Below are 16707 nucleotides of genomic sequence, written 5' to 3'. Positions count from 1 at the left end.
GGCGCCGGCTATCATCGGGCATGTTCAGTAATCGTGCATGTTCAGTAGAGCATGGCGAACAGCCGACGGCGGTAGGTGACCGTCAGCGGATGCTCGGCACCCAGGGCGTCGAAAACGCGCAGCAGCGTCTTGCGTGCGGCATCTTCGCCGTAGGCACGATCGCGTATCATCAGCGTCAGCAGCGCCTCGAGGCCGGTCTCATACTGGCCGTCGGCGATCTGGCGCATGGCACGCTGATACTGTGCTTCGCTGTCGTCGCGTTCGCCCAGAGCGTCGATCTCGGCCTGACTCAAGGCTTCCTCACCGAATTCGATACGCGCACGCACGCCGCGTGCCTTCGCCGCATCGCGGTGTTCCGGCGGCAGGTTATCGAGAATCTGCTTGGCATCGTCGGTCCGGCCGGCGGCCACTCGTACGCCGGCCAAGTCGATTTGGTAATCGTAGTGTTCCGGATACTGCTGGATCAGCTCCTGATAGATCGCCTCGGCGGTTTCGGTGTCGCCGGATGCCAGCGCCGCTTCGGCCATCTCTTCGGGGCTCTGAGACGCCTCTGCCGGCGCCTCGAGATACTTGCCCAGCCATTCACGTATCTGCTTCTCCGGCAGCGCGCCCTGGAACTGATCGTAGAGCTGGCCCTGGGAAATCAATTTGACGTCCGGCACCGAGCGCACGCCCAGTTGCGAGGCGATCTGCGGAAAGGCCTCGATATCGAGCCGCGCCAGCACGAAGGCCCCGGCATACTCTTTGGCAAGTTTCTCCAGTACCGGTTTCAGGGTCTGGCACGACTCGCTCGAGTTGGACCAGCTTTGAAGTAGCACCGGGTGCTGCATCGAACCATCGAGCACGACCTGCTGAAAGTTTTCCAGCGTGACGTCGACGATGACGTCTTCCGCGGCAACAGTGTTGCCGGCGCCATTCTGACTGCCTTGCTCGGGGCCGGTCAGCGGCTGTCCGGTACGGGGATCGACGATAGCCATGTGAAAAACCCTTGATGTTCGATTCGAGATTGATGAGTGTTATGCGGGTCATGGTGCGTCGATTCAACCCCCGGCGTTCGACTCACCCTCAGGAATCCGCTATTTCCATGAATTTATCTCGCCTACTCAAGCGCCTGCTTGTCTTCGTGCTGGCGCTCGTTGTCTTCGTCGTCGTGCTGCTGTTGGGGCCTGGCTACATGCTGGCTTCCCAGCAGGTGCCGATGCATGCCAACTGGCAGGGCGCCGATCGTTCTTCGAGCGGACTGGCGCCGGATCCGGGGGAGGTTCGCGAGGCGGTCGTTCAGGTCTACGCGGCGCGCACCTTCGAGTGGCGCGGGGCATTCGGCGTGCATACCTGGATCGCGACCAAGGCCGAAGGCGCCAGTCGCTACCGGGTCTATCAGGTACTGAGCTGGCGTCGACCCACGGTGGAAACCGGCTACGCGCAGCCGGATCGCCAGTGGTACGGCAATCCACCGACGTTGCTGGCGGATATTCGCGGAGACAAGGCGGCGCGGGCGATCGACGGGATCGAGCGTGTCGTGCCCGCCTATCCTGACCCGGATCGTTACCGGATCTGGCCCGGACCCAACAGCAACACTTTCATCGCCTGGGTGGTGCGGCAGGTGCCCGAACTGTCGGTGGACTTCCCGCCCAACGCGATCGGCAAGGATTATCTCCCCGGACAGATCGTGGCGCGAACGCCCACTCACACCGGCTACCAGCTATCGCTGGGCGGTCTGTTCGGCGTCATGCTGGCCTGGGACGAGGGCTTCGAGCTAGACCTGCTGGGGCTGACGGTCGGCGTCGACTGGCAGTCCCCGGCGCTCAAGCTGCCCGGCATCGGCCGGGTCGGCATGGCGCAACCCACCGGCAGTGCCGGGGAGCGCGAGGCCGAGCAGGAAATCCCGTAGCGACATGCCACCGCGCTTCCGCTCGCCTTCTTTTGCTAACCATCTCTTGTTCTTCACGCCATGCCGGTCGCGTCTCCCGAGCTACTCGGTAGCGGCGGCCTGGGGGATCTCATCGACGCCGGCACGCGCCTCGGCCTCGACGAAGACCCGTTTGACGCTTTCATGTTTTTGCTTGATCTCGCCATCCAGCTTGGCAATGGTACGTTCGATGCGCTCGGCGGGGGTGCCGCGCGCGAAACGCACGCTGAGATTGACCAGGATGAAGTTCGGACCCATGTGCATGGTCAGGACTTCATTGACGCCTTCGACACCGTCGGCCTCGGCGGCGAGCTGGCGGATGTTCTCGACGACGTTCGAATTGGCGCTCTCGCCGATCAGCAGGCCCTTGGTTTCCATCGCCAGCCAGATCGCGGTACCGCCGAGGATCAGACCGATGACCACCGACGCGATGCCGTCGAAGATCAAGATGCCTGTCCACTGAGAGAGCGCCACGCCCGCCATGGCCACCAGCAGGCCGAGAAGGGCGGCGGAATCCTCGAAGAGGACCACGAACATCGACGGATCCTTGCCGCGGTGTACCGCTTCGACATAGCTCCACTTGCCCTTGGTCTTGCGGAATTCATTGAGTGCGAAGGCCCAGGAAGCCCCCTCGAACAGAATGCCCAGGCCGAGCACGATGTAGTTGATCAGCGGCGACTCGATAGGCTCGGGGTGAAGAATGTGTATCACCCCTTCGTACAGGGAAACCCCGGAGCCGACCGCAAAGATCAGCAGGGCGACCACGAAGCTCCAGAAGTAGACTTCCTTGCCGTGACCAAAGGGGAATTGTGGGCTGGGTGGCTGTTTGGCCCGGTGCATGCCAAATAGCAACAGTACCTGGTTGCCGGTATCCACCACCGAGTGAATACCTTCGGAGAGCATCGCCGAGCTACCGGTCATGGCGGCGGCGACGAACTTGCTGATCGCAATGAGCAGATTGCCACCCATGGCGGCATAGATGACTGGTTTGGATTCCGCCATGTCATTGACTCCCTGTCGTATCGGCCGCATTCCGGCGGCCATGGCGTTATTGTGAAAAGGCGATGAGCGCCGTTATCGGCCCGAATCCGGCCACTCGATGGTGTTCTCGCTGCCGTCCGGTAGTACCTGCCAGAAACGGTCGGGGTCGTCGCCGGGTTGCCAGCCGCCGAGTGAACAGCGCGCCTCGCAGCCCAACTCGCGGGCGGCGTCGCGGGCGCAGTCGGTATCTCGCGGCCAGGGCGTGGCATCGCAATCGAACCACAGGCTGGCATAGCGGTCCGCCGCGCGCTCGACGAGCATGACGCCGATGGTGCCCTCGGCGCCCATCGCCTTGCCGCGCCAGATCCCCTTGCCGGCGCGGTCGAGGGTCATCTCGTCGTCGTCGAGTGCCGCGCGCAGCCACCGGGTGATGGCGTCGATATCGGCGACCGCCAGGTAGATTTCGATGTCAGGAAAACGCTCCATGGGTTCCTCAGGCAAACAGCCGCTCGAGTGTGGCTTCGTAGATGCGGCTCAGGGTATCGAGGTCGTCGGCACGGATGCGTTCGTTGACCTGGTGGATAGTGGCATTGACGGGACCCAACTCGATCACCTGTGTGCCTAGTGTAGCAATGAAGCGTCCGTCGGACGTGCCGCCGGAAGTCGATAGCATCGGGCGGTGCCCGGTGATCGTCTCGCAGGCGTTCTGCGCGGCCTCGAGCAGCTCGCCGGCCGCGGTCAGGAAAGGCTCGCCGTTGAGCGTCCAGTCGAGCTGGTAGTCGAGCCCGTGCGCCGCGAGCTTGTGCTCGACGCGTTCGCGCAGCTGAGTCTGCGTGACTTCGCTGGAGTAGCGAAAGTTGAACGTCACTTCCAGCTCGCCGGGCACGACATTGGTGGCGCCGGTCCCCGCGTAGAGATTGGAAATCTGGAAGCTGGTCGCCGGGAAGAAGTCGTTGCCGGCATCCCACGGTTCGTTGACCAGCTCGGACAGCACCGGCAGCGCCTGATGAATCGGATTACGTGCCAGATGCGGGTAAGCGACGTGGCCCTGAATACCGCGCACGCGCAGCACCCCGCCCAACGACCCGCGGCGGCCGTTCTTGATCACGTCGCCTAGATATCGGGTCGAGGAAGGCTCGCCGACGATGCAGTAGTCCAACGGCTCATGGCGCTCGCGGAGCCGTTCGACGACCGCGCGGGTGCCGTGAATTGCGGGCCCTTCCTCGTCGGCCGTGATCACGAACGCGATCCTGCCGTGGTGATCGGGATGGGCGGCAACGAAGCGCTCGGCTGCCGTCACCATGGCTGCCAGACTGCCTTTCATGTCGGCGGCGCCGCGGCCGCAGAGAAAGCCGTTGTCATCGATGATCGGCTCGAACGGCGGATGATCCCATTCGCGCTCCGGGCCGCTGGGCACCACGTCGGTATGGCCGGCGAAGGCCAGCAGCGGGCCATGCTGGCCGCGCGTCGCCCAGAAGTTTTCGATGCCGCCGATCGTCATCCGCTCGATCTCAAAGCCGATGCGCTCCAGACGTTCGATCATCAATGCCTGACAGCCGTGATCGTCCGGGGTCACCGACGGTCGCTCGAGTAGTTCGAGCGCCAGCGCCAGCGTGGCCGAGCGGGCGGTGGACGGTGACGCTATCGTCCGTGACGCTTGAGACATGCCTTTCTCCAGGGCGGCCGACCGGCAGGGTCGGATCAATTGTGAGCGTGAAGTGATTCGTTGAGGGCGACTGCACTCTTGTTGGTGCGGCACTCCAGCCGACCTGTCACCGAGTGACGAATGAACAGCAGATCGTCCTGACCGGCGAGTTCGCGGGCGGCGACCGTCTGAACCGCCTCGCCCCGATCGTCGAGCACGGTCACCTTGGCGCCGGCAGTGACATAGAGGCCAGCTTCGACGGTGCAGCGATCGCCCAGCGGAATGCCGAGGCCGGCGTTGGCACCGATCAGGCAGTTCTCGCCGATCTTGATCACCACGTTGCCGCCGCCGGAGAGCGTGCCCATCGTCGAGCAGCCGGCGCCCAGATCCGAGCCCTTGCCGACGAAAACGCCGGCGGAGATACGGCCTTCGACCATGCCCGGGCCTTCGGTGCCGGCATTGAAGTTGCAGAAACCTTCATGCATGACCGTGGTGCCTTCGCCCAGATGCGCACCGAGACGCACGCGGGCGGTATCGCCGATCCGGATCCCCTTGGGCACGACGTAGTCGGTCATCTTGGGAAACTTGTCGACGCAGTCCACGGAGAGCGGGCGTCCGGCGAGACGGGCCTTGAGACGACGTGCCGGCAGCTCTTCGACATCGATGGCGCCTTCGTTGGTCCAGGCGATGTTCTTGAGCAGACCGAACATGCCATCGAGCTGGGTGCCATGCGGCTTGATCAGTCGATGAGAGAGCAGATGCAGCTTGAGATAGACCTCCGGCACGCTGGTCGGCGCATGATCTTCATCCAGAAAGACCGCGACCAGCGGACGCTGCGCTTCGGCAAAGGCCTCGGCGATCTCGGCCTGATCACCGGCACCAGCGTCGCGCAAAGCGGTCGCGAGCTTGGCGGCGTGTTCCGGCAGAAAGCTGACGACTTCCGTGGACTCGTCGGCGTCTAGCGCCTGGCGTGCGGCCGCGACCAGGGCCGCGGCAGGCTGGTGCAGCGGGGCTGGATAGTAGATTTCGAGCCAGTCGCCCTGGCTGTTCTGGGTGCCGATTCCTAGCGCGAAGCTCAGCATCGCAGGTTCCTCATGATGGTCGAAAAGTCGTCGAGATCGTCAATGCGGGCGGCATGCTCAAGCCTCTCTAGGAGACGAGGGCCGCGTAGCGGTCGGCGTCGAACCCGACGATGATCAAGGTGTCGTCGCTGCCGCTCTCGGTATGCTGCAATACCGTTCGTTGCAAGATCGGGCGCTTGATCAGGGTCGGGTGGGCGAGCATCAACTCGCGGGCGCGCTCGGCGTCGAGAGGCTGCTTGTCCGCGGGGTCGAGCTGGCGCCAGGTGGTGCTGCGGGTGTTGAGCAGCGTCTGCCAGTCGGCACCGGCGAGAAAGGCATCCAGTTGCCGCGGATCGAGGCCATCCTCGCGCAGATCGTGAAAGCGATATGGCACGCCCAACGCATCGAGGTGGCGCCGGGCCTTGCGGCAGGTATCGCAGGTCTTGATGCCGTAAACGGTGATGGTCATGTCACGTGCCCGTCAAGCGCTTCTCAGGAAGCGGCCGATTATAGGCGCCCGCGGACGGGAGCTCAAAAAAGTCGTCGGTTCGACGCCATAGATGGCTCTTGACCTAGAGGCTACACCTTGGTGTTAACGTCGGTTTTTTCCCGGGAGAGAACGGATGACAACTTCCAAGCGTCTGATGGCGGGTATCGTGGGGTTTTCCGCGCTGGCTTTCGCCGCCAGTGGTTTTGCGCAGTCGGGTAGTGACAGTCGTGAGGGCCACCAGGCTCATTCAGCATCGAGTTTCCGGTCCGGTGACGCCGGCAATGCCTATCGTGAGGCGGCGAGGGCCATGCAACACGACATGGATCTGGCAAATAGTGGCAATCCAGACGTCGATTTCGCTCAGGGTATGCTGGCTCACCACCAGGGCGCGGTCGCAATGGCCAAGGTCGAACTGGAGTATGGCAAGGATCTGGAGATGCGGACGCTGGCCAGAAAGATCATTGCGGCCCAGCAGGCCGAGATAGAACAGATGCAGGCGTGGCTGAAAGCCAATCCCGCATCGGTCGATTGAGCCTGTTTCGAGCTGGCTGAGCTGGCTGGTCTCTGTGCTACACGTCGAGCACCTCGTACAGGCGCTGGCGCAGACGCGCCTGGGCTTCCGGGTCGGTCAGCGGTTGGCCGCGCTTGTCGGTGATGAAGAACACGTCTTCGACCCGCTCACCGAGGGTGGCGATCTTGGCCGTCGACAGGGCAATGTCCTGCTCCATGAAGATACGCCCGACGCGGGCCAGCAGGCCGGGGCGGTCGGGGGCGATCAGTTCTAGCGAGGTGCGGGCGTTGGCGGGGTCCTGCTCGATGATGACTTCGACCGGAACCCGGAAATGCTTGAGCTGGCGCGGAGTATGGCGGCTGACGATCTGTGGATAGTCATCCGGATCGTCGAGCTCTTCCACCAGGTGGCGACGAATCGTTTCCAGACGTACGGGATCGCGAATGGCGTCATCGTCATCGTCCAGCAGGATGAAGGTGTTGAGCGTCCAGTCATCGCTGGAGGTGGCGATGCGGGCATCGTGGATCGACAGGCCCAGCTGCTCGATGGCCGCCGCTGTGGCGGCAAACAGGTCATCGGCCGAGCGGGTATGGATGAACAGCTTGGTGCCGCCTTCGGTCATGTCCTCGCTGGGGGCGCTGACCAGGATCAGCGGCAGATGGTCGTCGTCGTGGGCGAGGATGCCCTGAGTCTGCCAGGCGACTTCGCTGGGCGTGTACTGCAGAAAGTAGTCTTCGCCGAAGGTTTGCCACAGCCGGGTGACGCGCGCCACGTCGGCGCCGACTGCCCGTAACAGTCCCAGTGCCTCCTCGCGGGTTTCGCTGACCCAGCCCTGGCGATCGACGGTGTTATCGAGGCCGCGGCGCAGCACGCGGCGGGTTTCGGTGTATAGCTGGCGCATCAGCGACGCGCGCCAGCCGTTCCACAGCGTCGGGTTGGTGGCGCTGATGTCGGCGACGGTGAGCACGTATAGATAGTCGAGATGGGTTTCGTCACGCACAGTGCGAGCAAAGCCGTGGATCACGTCCGGGTCGGAGATATCCCGCTTCTGGGCCGTCTTCGACATCAGCAGATGATGTTCGACCAGCCAGGCGACCAGTCGGGTATCCCAGTTCGACAGCGCATGGCGACGGCAGAACTCGGCGGCATCGACCGCGCCGAGTTCCGAATGATCGCCGCCGCGGCCCTTGCCGATATCGTGGTAGAGCCCGGCGATCCATAACAGTTCGAGCTTGGGCAGCTTCTGGATGACGTCGATGGCGACGGTGTATGCGTCGGTGTCGCGCGCCTCGCGAAAACGCTGAAGAAAGCTGAGCAGGCGTAGCGTGTGCGCGTCGACGGTATAGATGTGGAACAGATCATGCTGCATCAGGCCGATCGCCTCGCCGAACTCCGGGAGGTACTTGCCCAGCACTCCGTAGCGATTCATGCGGGTGAGCTGGGTCGGCACGTCGCCGCCGCTGCGCAGCAGCTCCATGAACAGACTCTGGTGGCGCAGGTCGTCGCGGAACGTATCGTCGATCAGATGGCGGTGGTCACGGATCTGACGGATGGTGTCGGCACGCACGCCCTCGATCTCCGGGTGCTGGGCCATCAACAGGAACAACTCGAGCAGCGCGTCGGGCCGATGCAGGAAGACGTTGGGGTGGCGATGCTGGATGTAACCGCCTCGAATTTCGAAGCGCGTGTTGATCGGCTTGATCTCCAGCGATTCACCGGCGTGGAGGATCACCTCGTCGAAATGCTGCAGCAACATGTCGTTGAGGCCGGCCAGGGCGGTGACGTGCCGGTAGTAGGCTTTCATGAACTGTTCGACGGCAAGCCGCTGGGGGGTATCGACGTAGCCGAACAGCTTGGCCAGAGCACGCTGATGATCGAACAGCAGCCGATCTTCGGCACGGCCGGCGATCATGTGCAGGCCATAGCGAACCTGCCACAGAAAAGCCTGGCCCTGGCTGAGGATCCTGAGTTCGGCATCGTTCATGAAGCCCTGGGCAACGACGTCCTCGTAGCGCATGGGGCCGAAGTGGCGCTTGGCGACCCAGCCGATCATCTGGATGTCGCGAAGTCCGCCCGGGGCACTCTTGAGGTTGGGCTCCAGGTGATACTCGGAGTTGTTGTGCTTGTAGTGGCGGGTGATCTGTTCTTGCCACTTGCCCTCGAAAAAAGCCGCCGATGACCACATCTGCTGGGTCGAAAGGCGAGCTCTCATGGCCTCGCGCAGACTCTCCGGCCCCGCCAGGGTGCGGGTTTCCAGCAGGTTGGTGATGATGGTGATGTCACCGCGGGCCTCGCGTTCGCAGTCGTCGAGCGAACGCACGCTCTGACCGACTTCGAGCCCGATATCCCACAGGAAGGTGATGAAACCGGTCAGCGACTCGCGGTAGGGCGTGTCATCGTTGTCTCCCAGCAGCAACAGCAGGTCGATATCGGAATGAGGGTGCAGCTCGCCGCGACCGTAACCGCCCACCGCGAGCAGGGCGACGTTGGCATCCGGCCAGTCGAAACGCTCCCACGCGACCTGCAGCAGTCGGTCCAGGCACCAGGCGCGACCGTAGACCAGATCGCGCACGTCGGCACCGTTGCGAAAGCGTTCGTCGAGGCGATCGCGGATCGTCTGGAGCGCCTGCTTGAACAGCGGGATCGGCTGGCTCTCCAGCGCCAGCGCCTCGCGAAAGGCCGCCGCATCGAAAAGGGTCGTGTCCGGATGAAAACGGTAGTGATGCAGCAGCATGCGGCGGGCGTCTCCGAGGGCGAGGCGGTGGCGGGGCGATCAAGCCTTCAGGAAGCTGAAGTCTTCGTCGGAACGGGCGGTCAGGACTTCCACTCCGGACGCGGTCACCAGCAACGTGTGCTCCCACTGCGCCGACAGGCTCTTGTCCTTGGTCACGGCGGTCCAGCCATCCTTCAATACCTTGGTGCGATAGCCGCCGGCGTTGAGCATCGGTTCGATGGTCAGGCACATGCCCTCGGCGAGTTCGGCATCGGCCTCTTCGGCGTAACCGTCGTAGTGCAGCACCTGGGGTTCCTCGTGGAATCCGGCGCCGATGCCATGGCCGCAGAAATCCCGGACCACGGAGTAGCCGGCCTTCTCGGCATGGTGCTGGATGACCCTGGCGATGGTCGACAGCTTGACCCCCGGGCGAACCTCGGCGATACCTTTATACAGGCTTTCCTGGGTGACGCGGCTCAGGCGCTCGCCTTGGATGGTGTCGCCAATGACGAACATCATGCTGCTGTCGCCGTGGAAGCCGGCCGCCGTCTTCACGGTGATGTCGATATTCATGATATCGCCGTTCTTGAGCTTCTTGTCGAAATCCGGGATGCCGTGGCAGACGACGTGATTGATCGAGGTGCAGATCGACCGGGGAAAACCGTGGTAGTCGAGCGGGGCCGGGGTGGAGCCGAGCTCCTTGACGATGAAGTCGTGACACAGGCGGTCGAGCTCGCCGGTGGAGACGCCAGCTTGCACATGCGGCGTGATCATCTCGAACACGGCGGCGGCCTGACGGCCGGCTTCGCGCATCTTTTCGATTTCTTCAGGCGTCTTGCGTGGAATGTTCATGCGCTCTCGCAATGGGGTCGATGGGGAAAGACGAAGGATCGCGAAACAGGGTGGACGCCCACTGGGGTGCCGGGGTTAAGACGTCTGTCGGCTTCATCTTACGTGTGTTCTATGGTATAAATCCGCGCGCTTGACTGCAATTGCCTGTCTATCAGTCCCGAAGACTGCCTGTCTATCAGTCTCCGAGACGAGACGGTCGAGATGGCCTGCGACAGCATTCCATCGGCACGAGCGAGTAGCGACGACGGTAGTCGAGTGACTGCCGCGTCATAAAAAACACACACGCACCGGCACATTGTCCCGGGTGCCGCGTTGGCCTAGCCAAGCGGTCGGATCCATGGGGTGTGTGGAAGCCTAACCCGATTCTTCAGGAGTCATCATGGCACAAGTCAATATGCGTGACCTGCTCAAGGCAGGCGCACACTTCGGTCACCAGACCCGTTACTGGAACCCGAAGATGGGTCAGTACATCTTCGGCTCGCGTAACAAGATCCACATCATCAACCTCGAGCACACGCTGCCGGCTCTGCTGGAAGCGACCGGTGTCGTCGAGAAGATGGCGTCTTCCAGCAACAAGATCCTGTTCGTCGGCACCAAGCGTTCCGCCAGCAAGATCATCAAGCAGGAAGCCAATCGTGTGGGTCAGCCGTTCGTCAACCATCGCTGGTTGGGCGGCATGTTGACCAACTTCAAGACCATTCGTCAGTCGATCAAGCGCCTGCGCGAACTCGAAAGCATGCGCGAAGATGGCACGTTCGAGAAGCTGACCAAGAAAGAAGTTCTGATGGCGACCCGCGAGCAGGACAAGCTCGAGCGTTCCATCGGCGGTATCAAGGACATGGGCGGTCTTCCGGACGCACTGTTCGTGATCGACGTCGATCATGAGCGCATCGCGATCAACGAAGCCAACAAGCTGGGCATCCCGGTGATCGGTGTCGTCGATACCAACTCCAACCCGGACGGCGTCGATTACGTCATTCCGGGTAACGACGACTCCATTCGCGCCATCCAGATCTACGTTCAGGCGATCGCCGATGCCTGCGGCAAGGCGAAGGAAGGCAACCCCGACGAATTCGTCGAGGTGAGCGAGTCGGGCGAGACCAGCGAAACCAGCGACGCTGCCCAGTAAAACGGGTTGGTAATGGCGTCGAGTCTGCGCTGGGCATGCCCTTCGAGGGCGGCCATCGTTTGGGCCCATACCGGCCAGATCATCAGCGCAGACTAAAAGGGGGCTCGCGAGCCCCTTTTTTACACCCGCGACGACGCGCAGCTAGCGTCGTCGTTAGATGAAACCGCGATTCTCAGGGGTAGAACATGGCAGCTATCAGCGCTTCTCTAGTCAAGGAACTGCGCGAGCGTACCGGTCTCGGCATGATGGAGTGCAAGAAAGCACTGACCGAAGCCGACGGCGACATCGAGCGTGCGATCGAAGACCTGCGCAAGAACTCCGGTCTGAAGGCCGCCAAGAAGGCAGGCCGTATCGCCGCTGAAGGCGCGATCCTGACCCAGGTTGCCGAAGACGGCAGCTACGCCGCGATGCTGGAAGTCAACTCGGAAACTGACTTCGTGTCCCGCGACGACAATTTCCGGGGCTTTGCCACCAAGGTGCTGGCCAAGGTTTTCGAGACCAAGTCCGAAGACGTTGCCGCGATCATGGATGGTGAGCTGGAAGACGCTCGCAACCAGCTGGTGCAGAAGATCGGCGAAAACATCTCCGTACGTCGTGCGGTCGTCGTCGATGCGCCGGAAGGTGGTGTCGTCGGTGGCTACGTCCATGGTGACCGTATCGGCGTGTTGACCGTGCTCACGGGCGGCAACGCGGAAGTGGCCAAGGACATCTCCATGCACGTGGCCGCGATCAACCCGGTCGTCGCGCGTCCGGACGACATGCCGCAGTCGCAGCTCGACAGCGAGAAGGCGATCATCCTGGCCCAGCCGGACATGGCGGGCAAGCCAGAGCAGATCGCCGAGAAGATGGTCCAGGGCCGTCTCAAGAAATATCTGGCGGAAAACAGCCTGACCGAGCAGCCGTTCGTCAAGGATCCGAACCAGACCGTCGCCGAGTACGCCAAGACGGCGGGCGGTGAAGTCGTCGGTTTCACCCGCTTCGAAGTGGGCGAAGGTATCGAGAAGGAAGAAGTCGACTTCGCCAAGGAAGTGATGGAACAGGCTCGCCGCAGCTAAGTTCGACGGGCTGCGTCTTGCAGGGCCAGGTTTCAAGCAGTGCCCGGAGCGGGGTGTCAGGTATCATCCCCTGGCCTCGGCTCCATCCCATGGCGTGCGCGAAAGCGCACGCCATTGCGTATCCGGTAGATGAGAAGCCATCTAGCCGATTGCCGAACCGACTCGCCATCTCCAGGAGAGAGTGACATGACCGACGTCATCGACCGAACCGCCAAGCCCAGTGAGCGCGGCGATAAATCCGAGCGCGGTGATAAATCCAAGTACAAGCGCATATTGCTGAAGCTGTCGGGCGAGGCGCTGACCGGCGAGCAGGAGTTCGGTATCGATCCCAAGGTGCTCGATCGCATGGCACTGGAAATCGGGCAGCTGGTGGGTATCGGAGTCCAGGTCGGTATCGTGGTCGGTGGTGGCAACCTGTTCCGCGGCGCCGCACTGCACGCGGCGGGGATGGATAGGGTCACCGGCGATCATATGGGCATGTTGGCCACGGTGATGAACGCGCTGGCGATGCGTGACGCTCTCGAGCGCTCCAACATCCGCTCGCGGGTGATGTCGGCGATTCCCATGAGCGGTGTCGTCGAGCATTATGACCGTCGTTCCGCGATTCGCTATCTGACGTCCGGGGACGTGGTCATCTTCTCGGCGGGTACGGGGAATCCGTTTTTCACCACCGACTCGGCGGCTTGCCTGCGCGGTATCGAGATCGATGCCAACGTGGTGGTCAAGGCCACCAAGGTCGACGGTGTCTACGACAAGGATCCGGTCAAGCATCCGGATGCCGTGAAATATGAGCAGCTCAGCTACGATGACGTACTGGACCAGAAGCTGGGAGTGATGGATTTGACCGCCATCTGTCTGGTGCGTGACCATGACATGCCGGTTCGTGTCTTCGACATGACCAAACCTGGCGCCCTGTTGAATCTGGTGGTCGGTGGGCGAGAAGGCACGCTGATTGATTGAGGTTTAGGACATGATCGACGATATCAAGAAAGACGCTGGCGCGCGGATGCAGAAGAGTCTGGAAGCGCTCCAGAGCAATTTCCATAAGATCCGCACGGGGCGAGCACATCCGAGCATCCTCGACGCGGTCATGGTGGAGTACTACGGCAGTCAGATGCCGATCAACCAGGTCGCCAACATCATCATCGAAGACGCCCGTACTCTGGCGGTGACGCCTTGGGAGCGCTCGATGGTGCAGAAGGTCGAAAAAGCGATCATGACGGCGGATCTGGGGCTGAATCCGGCCACCGCCGGCACCGTGATTCGCGTGCCGATGCCGCCGCTGACCGAGGAGACTCGCCGCCACTATATCAAGCAGGCGCGTGGCGAGGCCGAGAATGCGCGAGTGGCGATTCGCAACGTTCGGCGTGATGCCAATGGCGATCTCAAGACGCTGCTCAAGGATAAAGAGATCACCGAGGACGATCAGCGTCACGGCGAAGAGGAGATCCAGAAGTTGACCGACAAGCACGTCAGCGAAATCGATCGCCTTCTGGAAACCAAGGAACACGACCTGATGCAGGTATAAGGGTCGGGGCGCCCAGGTTCATCCGCGGGCGCCACCAACCACCTGTCTTGCGAGCTATCATGACAGACATGCAGTCGCGTGACGCTCAGGCGCTGCCGTCGATTCCACGCCACGTGGCGATCATCATGGACGGCAATAACCGTTGGGCGCGCGCTCGGGGTCTCTCCAGCGCACAGGGGCATCGTGCTGGTGTGGAATCGCTACGCGCGGTCATCCGGCGCGCGGCGGAGCGGCGTATCGAGACCCTTACGCTATTCGCCTTTTCCAGCGAAAACTGGCGCCGACCGTTGGCCGAGGTCAGTGCGCTGATGGAGCTTTTCATGCTGGTGCTCAAGCGCGAGGTCAGAAAGCTCCACGAAAACGGCATTCGACTTACCATCATCGGCGACCGCCAGCGCTTCTCGCCATCCTTGCGAAAGCACATGGAGCGTGCCGAAGCACTGACGCGCGACAATTTCGGGATGCACCTCGTGGTGGCCGCCAACTACGGCGGTCGCTGGGATATCGCCTCTGCAGCCCAGCGCCTGGCACGCAAGGTCGCCGATGGCACGATGAGCGCCGAAGCGATCGACGAGGCGGCGCTGGATCGGGAGATATGTCTGAGCCAGGAACCGCCGATCGATCTCTGCATTCGCACCAGTGGAGAACAACGAATCTCAAATTTCCTGTTATGGCAGTTGGCCTACGCGGAACTCGTCTTCGCCCCTGAGCTGTGGCCCGACTTCGATGGGTCGAGGTTCGATGCGGCGCTGGAGACCTATCAGCAACGTCAGCGCCGATTCGGCATGAGCCAACAGCAAACCGAGGTTCAAGGTGCTTAGACAGCGCATCCTCACGGCGCTGGTCCTGGCGCCGCTGGCCCTGGCCGGCCTGTTCGGGCTCTCGGGTGGCAGCTTCGCCGCATTTACGGCATTGGTGCTGCTGCTCGGTGCCTGGGAGTGGGCTCGGCTGGCTGGCTTCGACGAGCTCAAGCCTCGGTTGATCTATACCGTGGTGCTGGGGCTGACACTGCTGGTGGCCTGGTGGGCGGACTGGATATCGGCGCAGTGGCCACTCTGGATTGCCGCTGCCGGCTGGTTGGCCAACGCCTGGTGGGTCTCGCGTTATCCCCGGGCGAGCGATCAGTGGCAGCCGCCGTGGCGTCGTCTCGCCATGGGTGGCTGGGTGCTGGTTCCTTGCTGGGTAGGGCTCTACCAGTTGCGCCAGGACGGCAGCGAGTGGTTGCTGTTCGTGCTGCTGCTGGTCTGGGTCGCCGACATCGGCGCGTACTTTTCCGGGCGTCGCTTCGGGCGTCGCAAGCTGGCGCCTCACGTCAGCCCCGGCAAGTCCTGGGAAGGGGTCTACGGCGGCTGGGTCGCGGTTGCCGTCCTGGTTTTCCTTTATGCGCTGTGGCTTTCGCTCGATCTTCATCAGACGCTGGCGCTGCTGGTCGTTGCGCTGGTGGTGGCTTTCGTTTCCGTCATCGGCGATCTGCTCGAAAGCATGCTCAAGCGCTTTCGCGGCCTGAAAGACTCCAGTCAGCTGCTGCCGGGGCACGGCGGCATTCTCGATCGTATCGATAGCCTGACCGCTGCCGTTCCGCTCTTCGCTCTGATTCGCCCCTGGCTGGGATAGCGCACCGATGCCTTCATCTTCTACCCGCAAGGTCACCCTGCTGGGGGCGACCGGTTCCATCGGTCGCAGCACCCTGGACGTGATCGCGCAGCAACCCGACGCCTATGAGCTTTATGCGGTCACGGCCCATCGCTCGCGCGAGGCGCTGCTCGATATCTGCCTGCGCTTTGCACCGACCCGGGCGGTGATCGGCACCGAGTCCGATGCCGAGTGGCTTCGAATGCAGTTGCGCGAGGGCGGGCGCGGCGATGTCGACGTCAGCCATGGCGAGGCGGGGCTACTGGAGGTCTCGCGCGCCGCCGAGGTCGACACCGTGATGGCGGCGATCATCGGCGCGGCAGGGCTGCTGCCGACGCTGGCGGCAGTGGAGTCGGGCAAGCGCGTGCTGCTGGCCAACAAAGAGGCGCTGGTGATGTCCGGCGGGCTGTTCATGGACGCCGTGACCCGCCATGGCGCGACACTTTTGCCCATCGATTCGGAACATAATGCCATCTACCAGTGTCTTCCTATGCAGCATCGCGGCGGGCTGTCGCGACATGGGGTGTCGAGGCTGCTGCTGACCGCGTCGGGCGGGCCGTTCTGGAAATGGCCGTTGGCGGAGCTCGAAGCCGTCACGCCGGATCAGGCGTGCGCGCATCCCAACTGGTCGATGGGCCGCAAGATCTCGGTCGACAGCGCCACGATGATGAACAAGGGCCTCGAGCTGATCGAGGCGTGCTGGCTGTTCGATGCGACGCCTGCACAGATCGAGGTGGTGGTGCATCCGCAGAGCATCGTCCACTCGATGGTCGGCTATGCCGATGGCTCGGTGCTGGCGCAGATGGGCAATCCCGACATGCGCACGCCGATCGCCTACGGGCTGTCCTGGCCGTCGAGGATCGAAGCTGGCGTCGAGCCGCTCGATCTGTTCGCGATCTCGCGGCTCGATTTCGAGGCGCCGGACGAATCACGGTTCCCGTGCCTGCGGCTCGCCCGTGAAGCCATGCAGGCGGGCGGCACTGCGCCGGCGACGCTCAATGCGGCAAACGAGATCGCGGTACAGGCGTTTCTCGACGAGAAGCTCTCTTTCCTCGATATCGCCCGGCTGGTGGACGCGACGCTGGCGGCGACCGAGGTGCGCGCGGCGGATTCGCTCGACGTGGTATTGTGCGAGGATGCTCGGGCGCGACAACTGGCCGAGCGCCTGTTGCATCAACGGTCTTTCTAGAGGGGGCAGGCG

General features: G+C 62.8%; 17 protein-coding genes. 9 read left to right on the top strand and 8 right to left on the bottom strand.

Features of this window, described 5'->3' with window-relative positions; genetic code table 11:
* Positions 1-41 precede the first annotated feature (41 nt).
* Positions 42-977 (bottom strand): tetratricopeptide repeat protein, encoded by a 936-nt coding sequence (locus tag ACUN9V_RS06555; RefSeq protein WP_445510788.1) that lies wholly within the window; start codon positions 975-977, stop codon positions 42-44.
* 107 nt (positions 978-1084) lie between these two features.
* Between ACUN9V_RS06555 and ACUN9V_RS06550 the strand changes: the two genes are divergently transcribed.
* A complete protein-coding gene (locus ACUN9V_RS06550) occupies positions 1085-1891 on the top strand; it encodes a DUF3750 domain-containing protein (RefSeq protein ID WP_445510787.1) in 807 nt (268 codons plus the stop codon).
* A gap of 81 nt (positions 1892-1972) precedes the next feature.
* On the opposite strand, the gene ACUN9V_RS06545 is transcribed toward ACUN9V_RS06550, so the two are convergent.
* The 5 genes from ACUN9V_RS06545 to ACUN9V_RS06525 all read right to left on the bottom strand — a co-directional run bounded on the left by ACUN9V_RS06545 (position 1973) and on the right by ACUN9V_RS06525 (position 6065).
* Entirely contained in the window at positions 1973-2911 is a 939-nt protein-coding gene (locus ACUN9V_RS06545; protein ID WP_445510786.1) for a cation diffusion facilitator family transporter, read from the bottom strand.
* Between the two features lie 72 nt (positions 2912-2983).
* Entirely contained in the window at positions 2984-3376 is a 393-nt protein-coding gene (locus ACUN9V_RS06540; RefSeq protein ID WP_445510785.1) for a hypothetical protein, read from the bottom strand.
* A gap of 7 nt (positions 3377-3383) precedes the next feature.
* The gene (gene dapE / locus ACUN9V_RS06535; RefSeq protein WP_445510784.1) at positions 3384-4556 is read right to left on the bottom strand and encodes a succinyl-diaminopimelate desuccinylase; all 1173 of its coding nucleotides are present in this window, start codon (positions 4554-4556) and stop codon (positions 3384-3386) included.
* A gap of 35 nt (positions 4557-4591) precedes the next feature.
* Entirely contained in the window at positions 4592-5617 is a 1026-nt protein-coding gene (dapD, locus tag ACUN9V_RS06530) for a 2,3,4,5-tetrahydropyridine-2,6-dicarboxylate N-succinyltransferase (protein WP_445510783.1), read from the bottom strand.
* Positions 5618-5684: 67 nt separating this feature from the next.
* Positions 5685-6065 (bottom strand): ArsC family reductase, encoded by a 381-nt coding sequence (locus tag ACUN9V_RS06525; protein WP_445510782.1) that lies wholly within the window; start codon positions 6063-6065, stop codon positions 5685-5687.
* A 154-nt stretch (positions 6066-6219) separates the two neighbouring features.
* On the opposite strand from ACUN9V_RS06525, the gene copM reads away from it, so the two are divergent.
* Positions 6220-6618: a CopM family metallochaperone gene (copM, locus tag ACUN9V_RS06520; protein ID WP_445510781.1), complete on the top strand. Its 399-nt coding sequence runs from the start codon at positions 6220-6222 to the stop codon at positions 6616-6618.
* A gap of 37 nt (positions 6619-6655) precedes the next feature.
* Here the strand turns inward: copM and ACUN9V_RS06515 are convergent, their stop codons facing one another.
* The gene (locus ACUN9V_RS06515) at positions 6656-9331 is read right to left on the bottom strand and encodes a [protein-PII] uridylyltransferase (protein WP_445510780.1); all 2676 of its coding nucleotides are present in this window, start codon (positions 9329-9331) and stop codon (positions 6656-6658) included.
* A gap of 39 nt (positions 9332-9370) precedes the next feature.
* Positions 9371-10162 (bottom strand): type I methionyl aminopeptidase, encoded by a 792-nt coding sequence (gene map, locus ACUN9V_RS06510; RefSeq protein ID WP_445510779.1) that lies wholly within the window; start codon positions 10160-10162, stop codon positions 9371-9373.
* A gap of 379 nt (positions 10163-10541) precedes the next feature.
* Here map and rpsB point away from each other — a divergent pair, with 379 nt between their 5' ends.
* From rpsB to ispC, 7 genes are all read left to right on the top strand, one after another.
* Positions 10542-11291, top strand: coding sequence for a 30S ribosomal protein S2 (rpsB, locus tag ACUN9V_RS06505; protein WP_445510778.1), 750 nt, complete (start codon positions 10542-10544; stop codon positions 11289-11291).
* Between the two features lie 185 nt (positions 11292-11476).
* On the top strand, positions 11477-12346 hold the full coding sequence (gene tsf, locus ACUN9V_RS06500) for a translation elongation factor Ts (protein WP_445510777.1): 870 nt from the start codon (positions 11477-11479) through the stop codon (positions 12344-12346).
* 186 nt (positions 12347-12532) lie between these two features.
* Complete coding sequence (pyrH, locus tag ACUN9V_RS06495; protein WP_075561080.1) at positions 12533-13306, top strand: UMP kinase; 774 nt, start codon at positions 12533-12535, stop codon at positions 13304-13306.
* Positions 13307-13316: 10 nt separating this feature from the next.
* Positions 13317-13874, top strand: coding sequence for a ribosome recycling factor (gene frr, locus ACUN9V_RS06490; RefSeq protein WP_445510776.1), 558 nt, complete (start codon positions 13317-13319; stop codon positions 13872-13874).
* A 59-nt stretch (positions 13875-13933) separates the two neighbouring features.
* A complete protein-coding gene (gene uppS, locus ACUN9V_RS06485) occupies positions 13934-14695 on the top strand; it encodes a polyprenyl diphosphate synthase (RefSeq protein ID WP_445510775.1) in 762 nt (253 codons plus the stop codon).
* A complete protein-coding gene (locus ACUN9V_RS06480; protein WP_445510774.1) occupies positions 14688-15488 on the top strand; it encodes a phosphatidate cytidylyltransferase in 801 nt (266 codons plus the stop codon). The genes uppS and ACUN9V_RS06480 overlap by 8 nt, the downstream gene beginning before the upstream one ends.
* A 7-nt stretch (positions 15489-15495) precedes the next feature.
* The gene (gene ispC, locus ACUN9V_RS06475; protein ID WP_445510773.1) at positions 15496-16695 is read left to right on the top strand and encodes a 1-deoxy-D-xylulose-5-phosphate reductoisomerase; all 1200 of its coding nucleotides are present in this window, start codon (positions 15496-15498) and stop codon (positions 16693-16695) included.
* Positions 16696-16707 lie beyond the last annotated feature (12 nt).

It is taken from the genome of Salinicola sp. V024 (assembly GCF_052645315.1).
This window is presented reverse-complemented; position numbering and strand designations above follow the sequence as displayed.